The following is a 17,598-nucleotide window of genomic DNA, read 5'->3' on the forward strand; positions in this document are numbered from 1 at the left end:
TTAGATACCAGTTCTACATTTGGATTGTTATTCATTTAAACAATCAAAAAATGTTAGAGCGGATCATACAATACAGTATTCATCATAAGCTAATTGTATTGCTATTCACGGTAGGTATCGTGGGTTTTGGCCTATATTCCCTTTCCAATATTCCCATTGGTGCCGTCCCGGATGTTACCAACAATCAAGTCCAGGTTATTACAACCTCCAGAAACTTAGCTACCGAAGATGTAGAGAAATTTTTGACCTACCCCGTGGAATTGGAAATGGCAAATTTGCCGGGCGTCAAAGAAATCCGTTCAGTTTCTAAATTCGGATTGTCCGTTGTGACCGTTGTCTTCGATGATGATTTGGGCACTTACCTGCCCCGTCAACTAATTGCCGAGAAAATTAAAAGTGCCGAAGAGAAAATTCCGGCAGGATTTGGCAAGCCTTTTATGGGTCCCGTTTCTACGGGACTGGGGGAAATCTATCAATACGTTATCGAAGTTGATCCAGACCATAAAGAACAGTATTCATTATCCGACGTGCGTACCATTCAAGATTGGGTGGTAAAACGTCAACTTTCCGGCATTCCGGGAGTCGTGGAAGTAAATACTTGGGGAGGCTATCTCAAGACTTATGAAGTGGCTATCAATCCTGAACGGCTACGTGCCATGGACGTTTCCATCTTTGAAGTATTCAGTGCCTTGGAAAAAAACAATAGTGTTGCCGGGGGCGGTTATATCGAGAAAGCAAATGAAAGCTACTTTATTAGGGGCGAAGGTCTCGTGGGTTCGATACAGGACATAGAGGACATTGTGGTCACAAGCAAAGGAGATGTGCCGGTCTATGTAGGGGATATAGCCACAGTTGGCTTTGGTCATGCTAACCGATTTGGTGCAATCACAGGCAACGGCGAGGGAGAAAAAGTATTGGGGCAGGTTATGATGCTAAAAGATGCCAACTCCAATGCGGTTATTGAAGCTGTAAAACAACGTGTGGCGGAAATACAATCCTCCTTGCCTCCGGGCATTTCAATTAATCCCTTTTTAGAGCGAAGCGAACTTATTGCTAAAACCACTTTTACAATTGCCGAGAACCTGATATTAGGGAGTTTGATAGTGATATTCGTTGTGGTATTGCTTTTAGGTAATCTACGTTCTGGTTTGGTCGTTGCCTCCGTCATTCCATTATCCCTGCTATTTGCACTTTCCTTGATGTACATCTTCGGCGTAGATGCCAACCTAATGAGCCTAGGGGCCATAGATTTTGGGATTATCATAGATGGTGCCGTTATTATTGTTGAATTTATTGCCTTTAAAATTACAAGTCAGCGAGCTAAATTATTGGCACTGCCAAAAAACGAAAGACAAGGATTAGTAGATCAGATCACCTATCAGGGGGCGTCGAAAATGATGAACTCAGCTGTTTTCGGGCAGCTGATTATCATCATCGTATTTATCCCAATTTTATCCTTGGTCAATGTTGAAGGTAAAATGTTCAGACCCATGGCTTTGGTATTCTCTTTTGCCCTTATTGGCGCTATGGTATTGTGTTTTACATATATACCCGTAATGGCCTCCATGTTCCTAAAACCCAACAATACAGAAAAAAGAACTATCTCATCTAGACTGATCGCCTTTCTAGAAAGAAAATACCAACCTGCCATTTCATGGGCGCTGCGTAAGAAGAAACTAGTGTTGGCAATGGCCGTATGTCTATTTGTATTTACGGGATTTCTGTTTACCAGAATGGGTGGCGAATTTGTACCGACTTTGGACGAGGGGGATTTTGTTATTCAGCCCGTATTAAAGACGGGAACATCACTGAGCAAAACCGTCGAAGCCACTACCCGAATGGAGAAAATATTAAAGAAGTTTCCAGAGGTTGAGCAAGTGGTCAGTCGTATTGGAGCTGCTGAAGTGCCTACGGATCCAATGTCTATGGAAGAAAGTGATGTTATCATCAAATTAAGACCAAAAGGCGAATGGGTATCAGCCGAGACTAAAGACGAACTTGCCGATAAATTTAAAGAAGCCTTATCGGAAATTGCAGGCGTAGATTTTGAGTTTACCCAGCCTATCGAAATGCGATTTAACGAATTGATTACCGGTGTACGTGCAGATTTGGCCATCAAGGTTTTTGGCGAAGATCTGGATATACTTTATAACAAAGCTTTGGAAATAGAGAAAGCGATTCAAAATGTGGAAGGAGCTGCCGATATTTCCGTAGAGAAAACCGCGGGATTGCCCCAGATGTCGGTAACATACGACCGTCGAAAAATTGCAAAATACGGGTTGAATATAGAAGATTTGAACAAGATCATTACAATGGGTTTTGCGGGAATGCCCGCAGGAACTGTTTTCGAAGGGGAAAAGCAATTTGATTTGGTGCTTCGTTATGATGATGCCCATAGAAGGGATATCGAAAATATAGAAACGGCTTCGGTATCCCTTCCCAATGGGATGAAGTTACCCCTAAGTGAATTTGCCAAAATAGGTTATACCAAGGGGCCGGCCAAAATTTCGCGCGACAATACCAAGCGGCGTATCGTTGTAGGGGTAAACGTCCGTAACCGCGATCTAGAATCGGTGGTAAAAGACGTACAGTCTATAATTGAAAGGGATATAAAGTTACCTACTGGCTATTCCATAAGTTATGGCGGGCAGTTTGAAAATCTTCGTACAGCCACGGCAAGATTGAAAATTGCCGTGCCTATCGCACTGGTTCTGATTTTTGTACTGCTCTACTTTGCATTCGATTCCGTTAAGGAAGCCTTGATGATCTATAGTGCAATTCCTCTTTCTGCCGTTGGTGGAGTGATGCTACTCTATATACGGGATTTACCCTTTAGCATTTCGGCTGGCGTTGGTTTTATTGCCCTTTTCGGAATTGCAGTGCTCAACGGTATTGTGCTGATTGAAGAATTTAAGGAGCTCAAAGCACACGGTATCAACAACATCAATAAACGAATTTTAATGGGCACAAAGAATAGATTACGTCCCGTTCTGTTAACGGCAACTGCGGCAGCCTTGGGATTTTTACCTATGGCAATTTCAACCTCTGCCGGAGCGGAAGTACAACGGCCGTTGGCCACAGTTGTTGTCGGGGGATTAATAACCGCTACTGTATTAACGTTAGTGGTATTACCAATTTTATATGCAATTTTTGACAGAAAAGGACATCATCCCAAGGTTAAGACAAAAGTAAACTTTAAGGCTCTTGGCATTATTGCCCTTTTAGGTTTACCGATTGTAGGCAGCGCCCAACAGAAACCGATTAGTGCAGATCAAGCGGTGGTAATTGCAATTGGGAATAACAAAGGACTTCAGGCCAATGCAAAAAGGGTGGATCAATCCAAACAATTGGTAGGGAGCGCCTTCAACCTGGATAAAACTCAGATGTACTACAATTCAGATCAAAATAACATTGCAGAAAATGGTCTTCCATTGGAGGTCTTTGGGATTAGTCAATCCCTACAATTTCCAACGATTTATGGTGCCCAGCTAAAAGTGGAAAAACAAAAAGTTGAGTTATCTACCCAACAGTACCGATTAAATGAAAGAGTCTTGACCAAGGAGGTTTACAAGGCCTATTACAATGTGGTATACAATAACGGTCTGGTACGGCAATACACTTTCTTGGACAGCCTTTACGGTCAATTTGCCCAAGCTGCGAATAAAAGATATGAAGTAGGAGAGACAAATCTGTTGGAAAAGTTAACTGCAGAGGCAAAACAAAAGGAAATTTCCATATTACTTGCCCAATCAAAGGAAGATGTCACCAAGGCTTATACAATGCTATATCAATGGATGCAGACAGATTCATTGGTTAACGTAGAAGAAAATAACTTGCCCAGGCTGGAGTTACATCAACCGGATTTTGGTGATAATCCTGGAATTCTTTTCTACGATTCAGCCCAAAAATTAAGTAAAGCTTCCCTCAATTTGGAAAGGCAAAGATTACTTCCCGATTTACATTTATCAGTCTTCCAAGGCACTAACACTGGTGTGAATGCAAGGCGATACAATGGTTTTCAAGCGGGTGTATCGATTCCGTTATGGTTCGGAGCGAATAAATCAAAAATCAGCGCTGCAAAAACGGAGACTATGATAATAGCCGATGAATCCGAAAATTACAAGATAAAGCTTGAATCAAAATATCAAGGTCTGTTATCCGATTTAAAGAAATTTCAAGAAGGCGTTGATTACTATGAAACCACAGGCAACAAACTTGCAAAGGAATTGACCTCGAGTGCATCGAAATCGTTTAAAAATGGCGAAATCGATTTCTTGCAGTACGTACAGCTCTTGGAAAGTGCCAAGAATATTCGAATTACTTATTTACAAAACCTTAACGGGTATAACGCTGCAGTTTTAGAATTAAATTATTTAACTAATTAATGATGAAAAATATAGTCAACAATTTTACCAATTTTGTAAGCTTAACTAGCATTTTTTTACTGCTAACGCTAGCTTCCTGTAATTCAAAAGACAGATCGGAAACATCCTATAAAGATACAACTTTAGAGAATGTAGACCCAGATGCAATTACCATAACCGAAAATCAATTCAAATCTGGTAAAATGGAATTGGGCAAAATAACAATGCAGCAATTTAATACCGTTGTGAAAGCCAATGGTATGTTTGCCGTACCTCCACAGAACCAGGCCGATGTCAGTGCCTACTTTGCCGGCTACGTAAAAGACATCGATCTATTGCCAGGGCATGCGGTTAAAAAAGGCCAAGTATTGTTTACGATAGAAAATCCAGGATATGTTCAGGTGCAACAGGATTTCTTGGAAGCCAAAGGGCGTTTAACCTATTTGAAATCCGACTATGAAAGGCAAAAAGAATTGATGGTGGACAATGTGACCTCCAAAAAGAACTTCTTAAAGGCAGAATCGGAATATACCGTGACTTTGGCACAATACCAATCCCTTAGAAAGAAACTAAGCCTTATGAACATCGATGTGAATACCTTATCCGGTGATAATATTCGGTCGGTCATTAGTGTACCATCTCCACTATCGGGTTACACCACAACCATCAACGCAAGTAGAGGAATGTACCTAAACCCATCCGATGTTGCGGTGACCGTTACCAATACGGATGATCTTCATATTGAGTTGAAGATTTTTGAAAAAGACCTTCCAATGGTCAAGGTGGGTCAGCAAATCAATGTGAGATTGCAAAACGATAGGGAAAATGTATATTTAGGGAAGGTGCATTTAGTTAACAAAACTATCAATGACCAAGAAAGAACGGTAGCTATTCATGGGGATTTATCAAATGAAGAGGATACCAAATTGTTCGCTCCTGGAATGTACATTGAAGCAGAAATTGTGACTACCTCGGCAGATCACCCTGCCTTACCTTCGGATGCGGTTGCGAACATTGATAATGATTTTTTTGTTCTTGTAAAAGAAGATAATACAAATTTCAAAAGAGTATTGGTCAAAATAGGTACTGTAAACAATGGATTTACCCAAATACTGAATGCCGATGATTTTGAACCGAACACGGAATTTTTGACCAAAGGGGCATTTAATCTTATAACTGAATAAACCTTGAAAGAAGAATATTAATTGCAAAAAAAATACAATGAACGATGTACATATTCATTTAGCGCTAAACCATCTTCCCACTGTCGGAGTATTGATCGGATTTTTGGTATTATTGTTTGGTTTAATAATCAAGAACCCCCAGGTAAAGAATACGGCACTAGGTATTTTCATTTTTAGTGCCTTGACCGCTATTGCCGTTTTTTACACCGGCTACGGCGCTGAGGAAATCGTGGAGAATTTACCAGGAATCAGCGAAACCTTGATCCATGAACATGAAGAATATGCGGAGCTTTTTTTTACAATGATGTTGATTTTAGGAAGCTCATCTCTAATAACCCTAATTCTCCAATACAAAGAATATGGATTTGGCAGATACGCTTTTGGTTGTGTTCTACTTCTTTCGATTGGTTCCATGGTCATTTCAAATTATGCGGGAACTACTGGTGAAGAAATAACGCACATCGAAATTGGAAGTGATACTAGTTTGATACAAATAGATTCGAACAATGACAGCACTGACAATTAAAAGTATTACCAGGTATTGTTCAGACATACTTCATAGTGATAATTGCAAAAATCTGCCTTTCCACAACTTTGCCCATACGCAAGAGGTAATTGATAACGTTTTTTTGATTTCCGATGCCATTGGCATACGACCTAAAGAAGCGGACTTTATAGCTATTGCTGCTTGCTTTCATGATACTGGATTTTCAGAAGTCTATTATGGCCACGAGGAGGTAAGTAAACAAATTGCAGCAAAGTATCTGGAGAAAGCCAATTGTATCAAAGCCGAGATTGATATGGTACGCTCTTGTATAGAAGCCACAAAAATGCCACAGGATCCCCATGACATTTTTGCTGATGTACTTTGTGATGCCGATTTGTTCCATTTGGGAACGACAAATTTTTTGTATAGGAATATGCTCTTGCGAAAGGAATGGGAACTGTTTTGTGACATCATAATGACTGATGTCGAATGGCTATTGTTCAACATTAAGTTTTTGGAGGAGCACCAATTCAAGACAGCTTATGGCAAAGAAGTTTTGGAAAGGGGAAAACAAGAAAATCTAAACAAACTAAAACAACTGTTACGAATAAAATGAGAATAAAACATTTCATATCGGATTACATTGTTAAAAGGTTTTGTTCCCAATTAGTATATCTTAGTTCAGTCCTCATGTCAAAAAAACTGTTGCCATTTTTACTTTTTACATTTATAATTCTCAACATAGGATTGGGCAGTTGGGGCCTTACCGAATCCAGCGAGGCGAGGTATGCAGAGATTAGCCGCGAAATGCTGTTAAGTAACGATTATTTGAACCCAACGCTATTGGGGATTTACCATTACCACAAACCTCCCGTTACTTACTGGATAACTTCCTTGGGGTATAAAATTTTTGGTATAAGCGAACAAGGGGCACGTTTCTTCCTACAGCTGGCCATCCTGATTCAACTGCTCTTGGTTTATAAAATAGCCCAATTACTTTTTAATGATAAAAAAGTTTCCCTCCTTGCCGCATTAATCTATTTTTCATTTCCCATTGTATTAATCTCAAGTAGAAACCTTACAACCGATGCATATCTGACCCTTTTTATTATGGCTGCCATCTATTTTTGGCTGGCTCGGACTAAGAATGTACTCGGGGTGTGGGCACTATACGCCTTCTATATATGTTTGGGGTTCGCAATACTTACCAAGGGACCGGTGGCATTATTGTTTGTACTTACCTTTATTCTAGTGCGCCACTGGTTGCTTAAAAAGAAAATAAAAACTTCCTTTCATGGAATTGTGGGCTTACTTTTGTTTTTTGCTATTTCCACGAGTTGGTTTCTATTCCTGTGGATGCGAGACCCCACATTTCTGGATTATTTCCTGCACCGGCAAGTGACGGATAGGATGTTTTCAAATTCCTTCAACAGGGGCAAACCTTTCTATTTCTATATTGTTTTATTGCCAGCTATATTGTTTCCCTGGGTACTTTTGCCCTTCCAAAACACCCATGGAAAATGGAAAGATTTTTCAGGAAGAAAGGACGGGACTGATGTTTTGGTCTTTTCGACAGGCATTCTTATTTTGCTCTTCTCCCTCTTTAAGACTAAACTTATTCTATATATCCTTCCCCTATTTTGGATGGTGGCAATTGTAATAGCCAAAAAGCTGGTAACGGCGGCAGCGTCAATATTAAGGACTTTAAACATTGCATACGCCCTAATGTGCCTGTTGCTGTTGCTGGCCAGCTTTTTGATTTATTTATTTGATATTCCATATATCAGCATTTCAAAGTGGGAGGTTCTGTCAACATTTGGGCTGGTGGCACTGTGGTTCATCATTTATTCCAAGATGAAAAAAACAAGGCCGCTGACCATTGGAATCCTGGCGGTGGGGTTCAGTTCGATCCTTTTAATATCCAGTATGTTTGTTATGGGGGATAATCCCGGTGAAATCAACAGTATTAAAGAGGTCTCAAATTTTGTTGAAAAAGTGGACCCTTCTCCCAAAAAATCCGTGCTGGTCTTCAATTATCTATTGGATTCCGCCCCCTTCTATCTCCATGGCAGTATAGTGACCATAAACGCTGGCCACAATACCACCCAACGCGACGTCCAATTTCAACCAAACGATCAATGGAAAAATAACCTCATCAATTGTGACGACAGATCACAGAAACCGTACCTCGATTCGCTGCTAGGTAATCCAAACAGTTTTTTGTTGCTCCGGAAAAAAGATAGTGAAAATGAAAAATTGAAAAGCTTGTTATACCACTTCCAAAAGAGAAAGGAGTTTGAAAAATGGATAGTTTATTATCACAACTATCCCAAAGTTGAAAAATAAAGTAGTATTAGTTTCTTTTATTTTTAGCACACGAAAACAATTTTTAAGGGACTCTTCAGACACATTTAAAAAGGTCATTGGTCACATGGTGTTTATAAAAGTCAATGGTGTGGAAAGTAATATTGAAATAGATTTAACAAACAATATGTTTAGAATTGGAAGAATTTCAGAGGAAATGAAGTACTAGGGAACACCATCAACTTCTGGTCAGCAAACAGCGTTCGGTTGCGGGATTATTTACGACTGGATGCCTCCGTTCTGTACAAATGGCAACTCATTGAAGGATTTCGTAACGATTTCGTTGCATCTGTTTGGAACGTGCTTGACTAGGAAAACGCAATCATTAATATCTACCGCGTGTGCTAAGGATGAAGCTGATAGACTCACACGTTTATCCATGGAACTGACCACCAATTTTATGGTCCGGTTTTATTTTTGATGGATTTAAAAACCGTCATGCCCTACTGAAGGAATTGGAGAATATGGGACAGGGAATATCAACTATGGTTTTTCATACAACAAAAGACTAAACTACTTAACTATTTTTGAGATAGATTTTTGATCGTAATGGCTCAAGAGTATTTTTAAGTTGAACTTTGAAAACGGGTATGATTCTTATGTTTTGGGCATGGATTGTAAGTTTTAAAAAAGAACAGAAACACTAGTACTTTTATACCCAAGCCCTTGCGGAAGTCGGGCAAACCTTACACTCCGATACTCCCTATTAAGACACGTTAAGCCGGTCACCCGTGGAAATCATTCCGTTCCAGTTTTGCCTTGACCTCCTCGTGGCCGCTGGAAAGCAAAAGCGGAGAAATACCCCTTGACCTTTCCTCCCCCTAACCACAATCATTCTTATTCATTGAAATGTTCCATAGCCACCCGGTTGCACTTGGAACGGTTATTTACAACAAATAATATATGGATTGCTGCAGTCACGATATATGGACATATTCAAATATACTAAAATAAATATATGGAAATATATACATAGGTAAATATGATTTGCGTAATTGGGCGGTATTTTTGTTTTATAGTAGGAAAAAAACCGACCCGCCCTTTTTGAGTAATATATCATTAAAAAAATTGACTATATATTAATCTTCAGAGAAGATAGCAAGTTATGTTTTAAGCATCTTAAAACTCCTACTTCTGGCGAAGTGAAAACCCTGCCTGGCGGCTGGAAGCTGATAAATATAGAAGGAGAAAATGGTAAATTAAACAGAAATCTTTAAAGATATCAAGACCCACGGTAGGGACAATTTAAAAAATCTCTGGTCCAGGTATTTGAAAAAGAGAGCAATATAAGAAGGTAGCCTATCTGTTAGTGTTAGAAAAGTTAAGGCTCGATTTTACTTTACCGCAATAGGAGCATCAAATGAAAAACGGATTAAAGGTAACCGTACTTACAGTATCCAAAAAAAAGACCGATGCCGAACAGACCTATTTCCTTCGACATGGTGTTTATTACAGGGCAATGTCTTTGGAAGCAAATATACAACGGAGGTGGTGGTTTTAACGGGTTAAGGCTGAGCAGACGGATCATTCCAAGCACAAGTGTAAGTGACTTTCGGTTTAGCGATTTGTTAAAGTGATCCCTTATAGAATCCGAATTTCAATAGTTGAATTTTTTTTGATAGGGGAAAGAAGAAAAATGGTTAATGTATGGTCTCCTTTTATACAGATAATTCCCGACAAAATTTAGAAGAAATCTATTATTACATGCTTTAATGCGAAACTTAAATTTCCAATCTTTCCTGATATTCATCCATTATATGCGTAGGGAGATTTTTAATATATATTTCAGTTGTACTGATATCACTATGTCCAAGCATTTTGCTCAGAGCATTTATTGGAACATTATTGAGAATCAGGTTTGTTGCCATGGAATGACGACTCACATAACTAGTTAAATTTTCTTCAATTTCACAAAGTCGTGCAATCTCTTTTAGACGTTTGTTGTATCGCTTTCTTGCCCATCTTACATCTTTATATTGATCCTGAATTTCATCACGTTTTATAATAGGAAATATATATGCTGTTTTAATTTTATCTTTCAAATAGTGGTTCACTATAGATGATAATTGCTCCGTGATCTTAATATCATAAGGTCTGGCGGTTTTTTGTCGACGATATTGAATACGACCATCAATTATATTATCAATTTTTAAAAATGCCATATCAATAAAAGAAATACCGTTCATAAGGTATGAGCAGAGAAAATAATTGCGCGAATGGAATAAAGGAGAATCAGGTTCTAATTTTAAATCCAAAATACGTTTGATCTTATCTTTACTGATTGCTCGTTTGGCTGTTGGTTGAGTTTTTATCTTATATTTTCTGAAAGGATAAGAATCTGCTGACACCAATTCTTGATGAATTGCTTTATTGTATATAGCCCTGAAAGTTCTCATGTACGTAGATAGTCCATTGATGCTGTTTCCTTTTTTTAAATGAGCGGTTTCAAATCTTTTGAGATAGGCATAGGTCATTTCCTCAAATCGGAGACGCTCTTTTTTATGAAAGTTCTTTAAAACTCCCAATGCACCTATGTAGGTTTGAGCATTTCCAAAACGATTGGCCTCTTTCATTTCATCTATCAACCTCTGGCCATATTCAAAAAAACAAATGGAATCCGATGTTTTGGTCAAAGTATATTTCAGCTCCCTTATGCTTAACCCATCTAATTGACCGTTTTCCTCCAACGCATTTATGCCGTCTCTTAACTCCGTCTTTTTTTTCATCAGCAGGTTGTTTAGACGAGCAACGGAGGAAACACCTTTATAAGTTTTTTTTACATCACGACTCTTTTCATTCCAGAATTCGGGAGGAACAGCGAAACCTGTAGAAATGGCAATGGTTTTACGATAATGACTTAATCTGAAAACAATGGGGCAACTGCCATTTTTGCGTTTGCGTCTTGTGTCCATCGAGAGCGTGATATTTGTTTTCATATTTTAAAGATATAAAAATTTGCACTCAATTTGCACTCAAAACAATGTTTAATATGGTCTTATATGAATTCATTTGAAATTTATATTGCTGAAATACAATGTTTTACATAAATATGAAATCATAGAAATATAATAATCCTGTGCCTGGCAGGCAAGAGGTCACCGGTTCGACTCCGGTATTCTCCACGATCGAGCGCAATTGGGTATTGCGTTGTAAAACTAAAGAAAACCACCAAATTTATTTGAGTGGTTTTTTTCGTTTTGGAATGCCATGGTTCAACCTTTCCCAATTGCAACTGCCTACCGGCAGGTTTCCAGGAAGAAGTTAGAGAAACATTGCAATCGGAGACACATAGGATTAATACGGATACAAACATATACCTACAAGATAAAACTGAAAATGCTTCTAAGGTGAAGGAAGCCTATAGCAAGGCCCAAAACGGAATAGTACATATTATAGACAAAGTTCTTTTGCCTCAATCGGTTTTGGATGAATTGTTTCCCAAACCCAGCTTTTGCCAGCTTATCGCCGGTGATGAAAACCTGGAACTTTTTAAATTGGCAATCATTAAAGCGGATATGGTTTCGGCATTTGATGGGGAAGGACCTTTAACCGTTTTTGCCCCAAACAGCGATGCGGTCCAACTCTTGTTCGATTACCCGGTAGCAGAGTATAACGATTTCAACAATCCTCAGGAAATTCAGGTTTTAAGGGAAATTGAATACGTCCCTATCTGGTGACTTCATCGAACTCAAGGCAACACAAGGAGCTTTCGAAATTAAGGACATCACTGATGTAACTGCAAATTTTATTTCTATGGATCATGGGGCCTCAAATGGAAAAATTTATAAAATATTGCTTCCTCAAAAAATAAAAGATTTTATAGAATAAGATATTAATTGTAATATTGCAATTAATTAATACAGTTATGGGCCATACCAAATCAGAAATATATACTGACAAGCAAAACCAAATTGCAATTTTTGCCAAGGTTTTTGGGCATCCGGCCCGTGTGTCCATCCTTCAACATCTGTTTAAAATGGATTCCTGTTTTTGCGGAGATTTAGTAGATGAGATTGGATTGGCTCAGCCAACGATCTCCCAGCATCTGAAAGAGTTGAAATATCTTGGCCTTATCAAAGGTAATGTGGAAGGAACCAGTGTATGTTATTGTATAGACAGGGAAAATTGGACGGCAATGAAGGAAGTAATGTCCGACTTTTTAGATCAGGACCTTCCATCCAACCAAGATTGTTGTTAAAAAATTTGTTTTTATTTATCGTTTTATTGCAATTAATTAATATAAAATTTTAAACTATAGAAAATGAAAACAAAAACTTTTGTGCTATTGATCACACTACTAATTGGCTTCCAAGAATTGGCCATGGCCCAAGACCTCAGAAACAAAATAAAAAAATCCGTAATCAGCATCGAAGATACCTTTTCAGAAATTCCAAAGGAAAGGATTATATCTCTAGACCAATTGGCATCTACTATGGAAAAGAAATTTTCCGATGGGAAGCAGCTTAATGTGGTATTTATTGACAAGGAAAATCTAGTAACGAGCCAACTGGCTATGGTTTGGCTAAGGACCGGGCTATTATACTACGGCGTGGATAAATTTTCCATACACTCCGCTGGAACAAATGCGGAACGGCAACCACTTACGAAACTTGCCCTCTTGGAACAATACGGTTTTAAGGTAGCCAATGCAGATGGCAAACAACCATTTACATATAGCGTCAATTACGGTAAGGATAATTGGATCTTACATTCCAAAACCATCCAATCCCTTGACTTATTTACTGATCAGGCCGTAGTGATCTTTGTAGAAAAGGGAAATTCGCCAATAGAAAAAACAAATAAAGAAGAAATTCTATTTCCTTCCAACGAAACAATAGCTCGAGACATGCTCTATGTCTCCAGCCGTTTAAAGAACCACTTAACTACAGAACAATAATATAGATTATATGACCCTATCAGAAGTAAAGAACAAACTAAACCAATTGGAAAAAATTTACTTTCAATTACCTAATGGAGAGATGGTCCCAAATCACTTCCATGTTACGGAAGCTGGAAAAACCACAAAACAAACCGACTGTCTCGCAAAAGACCAATGCGGTATTCCAGCAGAAATATCGAAAAAGAATCTTTCAGAAGTACAAACCACTAACGCCTGCGCACCAGGAAGCGGTTGCTGTTAACCCATAATATAACGTTATGAAAATTATTTTGTTCAGTGATATCCATGCAAATTTACCGGCACTAAAGGCATTTTTTGAAGATATTGACAAGAGGGAATACGACGCTATCTATTGTCTAGGAGATTTGGTAGGCTACAACATTTGGCCGAACGAGGTTATCGAAGAAATCAGGAAGCGAAAAATACCAACAATTGCCGGTAACTACGACTTCGGCATTGGCAGAAAAAGCGATGATTGTGGTTGTGCCTACAAAACCGATGAAGAAAAAGCGAACGGTGCGATTTCAATTTCATTGACCAATGAATTGGTAAATGATAAAAGCAGGGCATACTTAAGAACACTTCCTGCCCATATAAAAGTTGAATTTCAGCTTAACAGCGACCAACTAAATTTACTTTTGGTTCACGGAAGTCCACGCAAAATAAACGAATACTTATTCGAGGACAGAGTCGAAAAAAGTATGGTACGGATAATGGATCAAGCCGATGCGGATATTATGTGTTTCGGACATACCCACAAACCCTATCACAGAATTTTCAACTCCAACGATAACAATACCTCTCGTTTTAGACATGCCATTAATTTGGGCTCAATAGGCAAACCAAAAGATAACGATAAGCGTGGTAGCTACGTCATTTTAGAAATAGACGAAAATGCCTCAGTGTTGGACAAGGATAGCATTTCGGTTGAATTCGTCAAGTTTGACTACGACATAGAAACAGCCGCAAAAGCAGTAGAGGACAGTATTTTACCCAACAGTTATGCCGAAAATTTAAGAAACGGTTTTTAACAACAAACAATATTGAAAATTAACGCCTTGGACGAAATTTCAAACCTTTTGAGCCAAGCAGAGTATAAAAAAATAATCACACAATAATATGACTAAGAGAAAATTAAGCTTTTTGGATAGAAACCTAACACTTTGGATTTTTGTCGCTATGGCAATTGGCGTTGGAATTGGGTATTTTGTGCCAACATTTCCCAACATTATAAATTCATTCAATAGTGGAACTACAAATATCCCTATTGCAATTGGTCTAATATTAATGATGTATCCACCTTTGGCAAAGGTTAATTATGCGCTCTTGCCAAAAGTTTTCCGAAATACCAAGATCCTTTCAATTTCATTGATCCTTAACTGGATTATCGGTCCAGTCTTAATGTTCATTTTGGCCATCACCTTTTTACGTGATTACCCAGAATATATGGTCGGACTTATTTTGATAGGGCTGGCCCGCTGTATTGCCATGGTTTTGGTTTGGAACGACCTGGCTGAAGGCAGTAGTGAATACGGAGCAGGTTTGGTTGCCTTGAACAGTATTTTTCAAGTTTTTGCTTATAGTTTTTATGCATGGATCTTTATAACTGTTCTTCCTCCCTATTTTGGGTTTGAAGGGGCCATTGTTGATATTTCAATCGGAACCATTGCAGAAAGCGTAGCTATTTATTTGGGCATTCCGTTTGCGATGGGAATTTTAAGTCGATTGATTTTAGTAAAACTGAAAGGCGAGGAATGGTACAGTAAAAAATTCATTCCAACTATTTCGCCCATGACCTTAATTGCACTTTTGTTTACCATAGTGGTTATGTTCTCATTAAAGGGAGAATTGATAGTGGAAATTCCAATGGATGTTCTGATCATTGCAGTACCGTTACTCATTTATTTTAGCTTAATGTTCATCGTTGGGTTTTTCTTTACCAAAGCAACGGGAGCAGAATATGATAAAACTACAGCTGTGGCATTTACTGCGGCTGGAAACAACTTTGAGTTGGCCATTGCCGTTGCCATTGCAGTTTTCGGCCTTAATTCGGGACAAGCCTTTGCAGGTGTAATTGGCCCATTGGTTGAAGTACCTGCATTGATTTTGTTGGTTAGAGTTTCATTTTGGTTGAAAAAGAAGTATTTCAATTCCCCCAAACCAGCGTTAAAATGAAAATAGCTTTCTTTTCGGACAAACACGCCAACCTACCTGCACTTGAAGCTTTTTTCAAGGATTTGGAATCTGTAAATGTAGATGCTGTTTATTGTTTAGGAGATTTGGTTGGCTACAATGTTTGGCCAAATGAAGTAGTGAATGAAATTCGAAAAAGAAACATTCCTACGATTATGGGAAATCATGATGAGGCTTTGTTAAGTCCCATTTCCAAAGAGGTACAACCATCAAACAGAGGGTTGACAAGAGCCATGGTAAATGATCAAAACAGGGAGTACCTCATCAACCTGCCAAGACATTTATCCCTATCATTTCTCACCAACAATGAGCCTTTTAATCTCTTATTGGTACACGGAAGTGTAAAAGCCATCAACGACTATATGCTGATAGACTATCCCGAGGATGAAGTAATAGAGATGATGCAACCGCATAAGGCCGATGTACTACTTTGTGGACACACCCACAAACCTTTTCATAGGGTAATCAAGACTGGTGAGGGTTTCAAACATGTGGTGAATATCGGTTCCGTAGGTAAGCCCAAAGATGGCGATCCAAGAATTTGCTATGCTATATTGGAACTGGATCTATCCACTTCTTCCTTTAACTCAGAAACGCTTAAGGTTTCTTTTAGAAGAGTGGTATATGATGTAGAGAAAGCTGCGACCGCTGTGGAGAATTCCGAATTTCCAAATTCATATGCAGAGGCTTTAAGAATTGGAAAATAAGCTATTTACAAGGCTTTAACTGTTCCCCCATCCACCTTTATAACCGATCTCAAAAAAGCCAAATAAAAGTTTAAAGTCAATTACCCCAGGCCAGGCCCTTGAGGCATCGGAAGGAAACTACTAATAACATATCAAGTGTTTCCCTCGGTAGGCTCCCTTTTTGGATTTTCCTTATAAAAAACAATAAAGAGAAATAGAAAACCTATGACAATCAATAATGCAACTTCTAGCCTTGAAAGCAGTAGGTTCATACTTAAGGATTTCCTTGACATATGCGTCAAGCGGCGACCTTCCGAAAATTGCACTTCTGAAAGCTTATTGAGATTCCTATTTATTTTCTGAAGTACAACTCCTATTTTTTTCTTGGATTCAATATCAATAGAATTTTCAACTTCCATGAGAGTAATCTCAAAAGTTTGAAGTTCAGCGTAGTTTTCCTTCAAATTATTAAAGTGATCGGATTCCTCCGTAGTGAGTTTGGTATTACCATAATCGGTCAAGAGTTTGTTTATGGCGTCAGTCGTTTCTACATCGTTCCTTTTCCATTCCGTCTTGGCCAAAAGCAATTCTTTCTCATGAAAAATGTTGTTCAGTTGAAAGATATATTTCTGGACCAAAATACGGTCCTTAAAAACGGAATTGACCGTATCTTCCAAGGTGGTTAAATTACTTCGATTTAATTGGTTGGACCCAAGTAACAATAAAAATGCCATGACTAAGATTAATCCGGCATAAACACGCTGCTTAGTCATCTTTTTTTTAGTCATGGCATTTTTATTGGCTCACATCTGTATTAGAGTAATTAAACATGCACTTGCACAATAGACTTTCCTTTTAGGTCATAACATTCGCCTAGTCCTCTTAACCAACAACGAAATTTGAGCAAATCAATAAATGGTAGGGATTGTACTGATTACAACAATCAAACTATAAAACACGTAGCTCTCCCGATTGTAGCGCCTTTTTCAGATCTGCCGACACCACAGTCTGACTTTTAAAGAACTTACCGCCATCTACTTTTTTAATTTTTACCTGCACTGTGCCGTCCTTCTTCTCCTTTATCAAGGTTACGACTACCTTGTTACCCTCAACCCTTTTATAATTGGCAATTCCACCTCTCTTGATAATGAAATTTGGTTTTGGAAAGTCAATGTGTTTGTAAACTGGGGCATTGGGCCTACCTATTTCGAGCACATCACCTACTTTTACCTCGGGCAGAATTACATCTTTGTCATTTTGACCATTTACACTAACCGTTGCGACCCACATTAAAACTACGAATAATAATTGCTTCATAAATAATTTTTTAAATTTTATAACTAATTTTGGTTTAACTCCTTTTTGGAAATGCATTGCGTACTACAAACCCGTGAACAATTAATGCTATTTCCCAACTTTG

The 17,598-nt window shown here is 38.5% G+C and carries 16 protein-coding genes; 13 read left to right on the plus strand and 3 right to left on the minus strand.

The window, feature by feature from the left end:
* Positions 1 to 50: 50 nt before the first annotated feature.
* The 6 genes from MWU84_RS18715 (at position 51) to MWU84_RS18740 (ending at position 9,900) form a co-directional block, all read left to right on the plus strand.
* Positions 51 to 4,385, plus strand: coding sequence for a CusA/CzcA family heavy metal efflux RND transporter (locus tag MWU84_RS18715; protein WP_246904475.1), 4,335 nt, complete (start codon positions 51 to 53; stop codon positions 4,383 to 4,385).
* On the plus strand, positions 4,385 to 5,548 hold the full coding sequence (locus MWU84_RS18720; RefSeq protein WP_246904477.1) for an efflux RND transporter periplasmic adaptor subunit: 1,164 nt from the start codon (positions 4,385 to 4,387) through the stop codon (positions 5,546 to 5,548). Before MWU84_RS18715 ends, MWU84_RS18720 begins: the two co-directional genes overlap by 1 nt.
* Positions 5,549 to 5,585: 37 nt before the next feature.
* A complete protein-coding gene (locus MWU84_RS18725) occupies positions 5,586 to 6,074 on the plus strand; it encodes a hypothetical protein (RefSeq protein WP_246904479.1) in 489 nt (162 codons plus the stop codon).
* A complete protein-coding gene (locus MWU84_RS18730; protein WP_246904481.1) occupies positions 6,055 to 6,651 on the plus strand; it encodes a hydrolase in 597 nt (198 codons plus the stop codon). The genes MWU84_RS18725 and MWU84_RS18730 overlap by 20 nt, the downstream gene beginning before the upstream one ends.
* Before the next feature lie 74 nt (positions 6,652 to 6,725).
* Complete coding sequence (locus tag MWU84_RS18735; protein WP_246904484.1) at positions 6,726 to 8,381, plus strand: glycosyltransferase family 39 protein; 1,656 nt, start codon at positions 6,726 to 6,728, stop codon at positions 8,379 to 8,381.
* 1,378 nt (positions 8,382 to 9,759) lie between these two features.
* The gene (locus tag MWU84_RS18740; protein WP_246904486.1) at positions 9,760 to 9,900 is read left to right on the plus strand and encodes a hypothetical protein; all 141 of its coding nucleotides are present in this window, start codon (positions 9,760 to 9,762) and stop codon (positions 9,898 to 9,900) included.
* A 220-nt stretch (positions 9,901 to 10,120) separates the two neighbouring features.
* On the opposite strand, the gene MWU84_RS18745 is transcribed toward MWU84_RS18740, so the two are convergent.
* Positions 10,121 to 11,335, minus strand: coding sequence for a site-specific integrase (locus tag MWU84_RS18745; protein ID WP_246904487.1), 1,215 nt, complete (start codon positions 11,333 to 11,335; stop codon positions 10,121 to 10,123).
* Positions 11,336 to 11,581: 246 nt separating this feature from the next.
* Between MWU84_RS18745 and MWU84_RS18750 the strand changes: the two genes are divergently transcribed.
* The 7 genes from MWU84_RS18750 (at position 11,582) to MWU84_RS18780 (ending at position 16,199) form a co-directional block, all read left to right on the plus strand.
* Positions 11,582 to 12,076, plus strand: a complete 495-nt coding sequence (locus tag MWU84_RS18750; protein WP_246904489.1) for a fasciclin domain-containing protein — start codon at positions 11,582 to 11,584, stop codon at positions 12,074 to 12,076.
* Positions 12,077 to 12,264: 188 nt separating this feature from the next.
* A complete protein-coding gene (locus MWU84_RS18755; RefSeq protein WP_246904491.1) occupies positions 12,265 to 12,597 on the plus strand; it encodes a metalloregulator ArsR/SmtB family transcription factor in 333 nt (110 codons plus the stop codon).
* 63 nt (positions 12,598 to 12,660) lie between these two features.
* Positions 12,661 to 13,296: a hypothetical protein gene (locus MWU84_RS18760; RefSeq protein WP_246904493.1), complete on the plus strand. Its 636-nt coding sequence runs from the start codon at positions 12,661 to 12,663 to the stop codon at positions 13,294 to 13,296.
* 10 nt (positions 13,297 to 13,306) lie between these two features.
* The gene (locus MWU84_RS18765) at positions 13,307 to 13,540 is read left to right on the plus strand and encodes a DUF6428 family protein (RefSeq protein WP_246904496.1); all 234 of its coding nucleotides are present in this window, start codon (positions 13,307 to 13,309) and stop codon (positions 13,538 to 13,540) included.
* A gap of 16 nt (positions 13,541 to 13,556) precedes the next feature.
* Positions 13,557 to 14,330, plus strand: coding sequence for a metallophosphoesterase family protein (locus tag MWU84_RS18770; protein ID WP_246904499.1), 774 nt, complete (start codon positions 13,557 to 13,559; stop codon positions 14,328 to 14,330).
* An 88-nt stretch (positions 14,331 to 14,418) separates the two neighbouring features.
* Positions 14,419 to 15,474, plus strand: a complete 1,056-nt coding sequence (gene arsB / locus MWU84_RS18775; RefSeq protein WP_246904501.1) for an ACR3 family arsenite efflux transporter — start codon at positions 14,419 to 14,421, stop codon at positions 15,472 to 15,474.
* Positions 15,471 to 16,199: a metallophosphoesterase family protein gene (locus tag MWU84_RS18780; RefSeq protein WP_246904504.1), complete on the plus strand. Its 729-nt coding sequence runs from the start codon at positions 15,471 to 15,473 to the stop codon at positions 16,197 to 16,199. The genes arsB and MWU84_RS18780 overlap by 4 nt, the downstream gene beginning before the upstream one ends.
* 131 nt (positions 16,200 to 16,330) lie before the next feature.
* Here the strand turns inward: MWU84_RS18780 and MWU84_RS18785 are convergent, their stop codons facing one another.
* Positions 16,331 to 16,966: a hypothetical protein gene (locus tag MWU84_RS18785; protein ID WP_246904506.1), complete on the minus strand. Its 636-nt coding sequence runs from the start codon at positions 16,964 to 16,966 to the stop codon at positions 16,331 to 16,333.
* 160 nt (positions 16,967 to 17,126) lie between these two features.
* Positions 17,127 to 17,495 (minus strand): hypothetical protein, encoded by a 369-nt coding sequence (locus MWU84_RS18790; RefSeq protein WP_246904508.1) that lies wholly within the window; start codon positions 17,493 to 17,495, stop codon positions 17,127 to 17,129.
* Positions 17,496 to 17,598 lie beyond the last annotated feature (103 nt).

Origin of the sequence: Arenibacter sp. F20364 (genome assembly GCF_023015905.1) — a bacterium.
In the GTDB taxonomy this organism is placed as follows: Bacteria; Bacteroidota; Bacteroidia; order Flavobacteriales; family Flavobacteriaceae; genus Arenibacter.

Bases quoted from the DNA above. Each gene is read 5' to 3' on its own strand.
- MWU84_RS18765 (WP_246904496.1), top strand. From the start codon at position 13,307: ATGACCCTATCAGAAGTAAAGAACAAACTAAACCAATTGGAAAAAATT.
- MWU84_RS18770 (WP_246904499.1), top strand. From the start codon at position 13,557: ATGAAAATTATTTTGTTCAGTGATATCCATGCAAATTTACCGGCACTA.
- MWU84_RS18715 (WP_246904475.1), top strand. From the start codon at position 51: ATGTTAGAGCGGATCATACAATACAGTATTCATCATAAGCTAATTGTA.
- MWU84_RS18740 (WP_246904486.1), top strand. From the start codon at position 9,760: ATGAAAAACGGATTAAAGGTAACCGTACTTACAGTATCCAAAAAAAAG.
- MWU84_RS18745 (WP_246904487.1), bottom strand. From the start codon at position 11,335: ATGAAAACAAATATCACGCTCTCGATGGACACAAGACGCAAACGCAAA.
- MWU84_RS18730 (WP_246904481.1), top strand. From the start codon at position 6,055: ATGACAGCACTGACAATTAAAAGTATTACCAGGTATTGTTCAGACATA.
- MWU84_RS18760 (WP_246904493.1), top strand. From the start codon at position 12,661: ATGAAAACAAAAACTTTTGTGCTATTGATCACACTACTAATTGGCTTC.
- MWU84_RS18720 (WP_246904477.1), top strand. From the start codon at position 4,385: ATGATGAAAAATATAGTCAACAATTTTACCAATTTTGTAAGCTTAACT.
- MWU84_RS18785 (WP_246904506.1), bottom strand. From the start codon at position 16,966: ATGACTAAAAAAAAGATGACTAAGCAGCGTGTTTATGCCGGATTAATC.
- MWU84_RS18790 (WP_246904508.1), bottom strand. From the start codon at position 17,495: ATGAAGCAATTATTATTCGTAGTTTTAATGTGGGTCGCAACGGTTAGT.
- MWU84_RS18725 (WP_246904479.1), top strand. From the start codon at position 5,586: ATGAACGATGTACATATTCATTTAGCGCTAAACCATCTTCCCACTGTC.
- MWU84_RS18755 (WP_246904491.1), top strand. From the start codon at position 12,265: ATGGGCCATACCAAATCAGAAATATATACTGACAAGCAAAACCAAATT.
- MWU84_RS18735 (WP_246904484.1), top strand. From the start codon at position 6,726: ATGTCAAAAAAACTGTTGCCATTTTTACTTTTTACATTTATAATTCTC.
- MWU84_RS18780 (WP_246904504.1), top strand. From the start codon at position 15,471: ATGAAAATAGCTTTCTTTTCGGACAAACACGCCAACCTACCTGCACTT.
- arsB (WP_246904501.1), top strand. From the start codon at position 14,419: ATGACTAAGAGAAAATTAAGCTTTTTGGATAGAAACCTAACACTTTGG.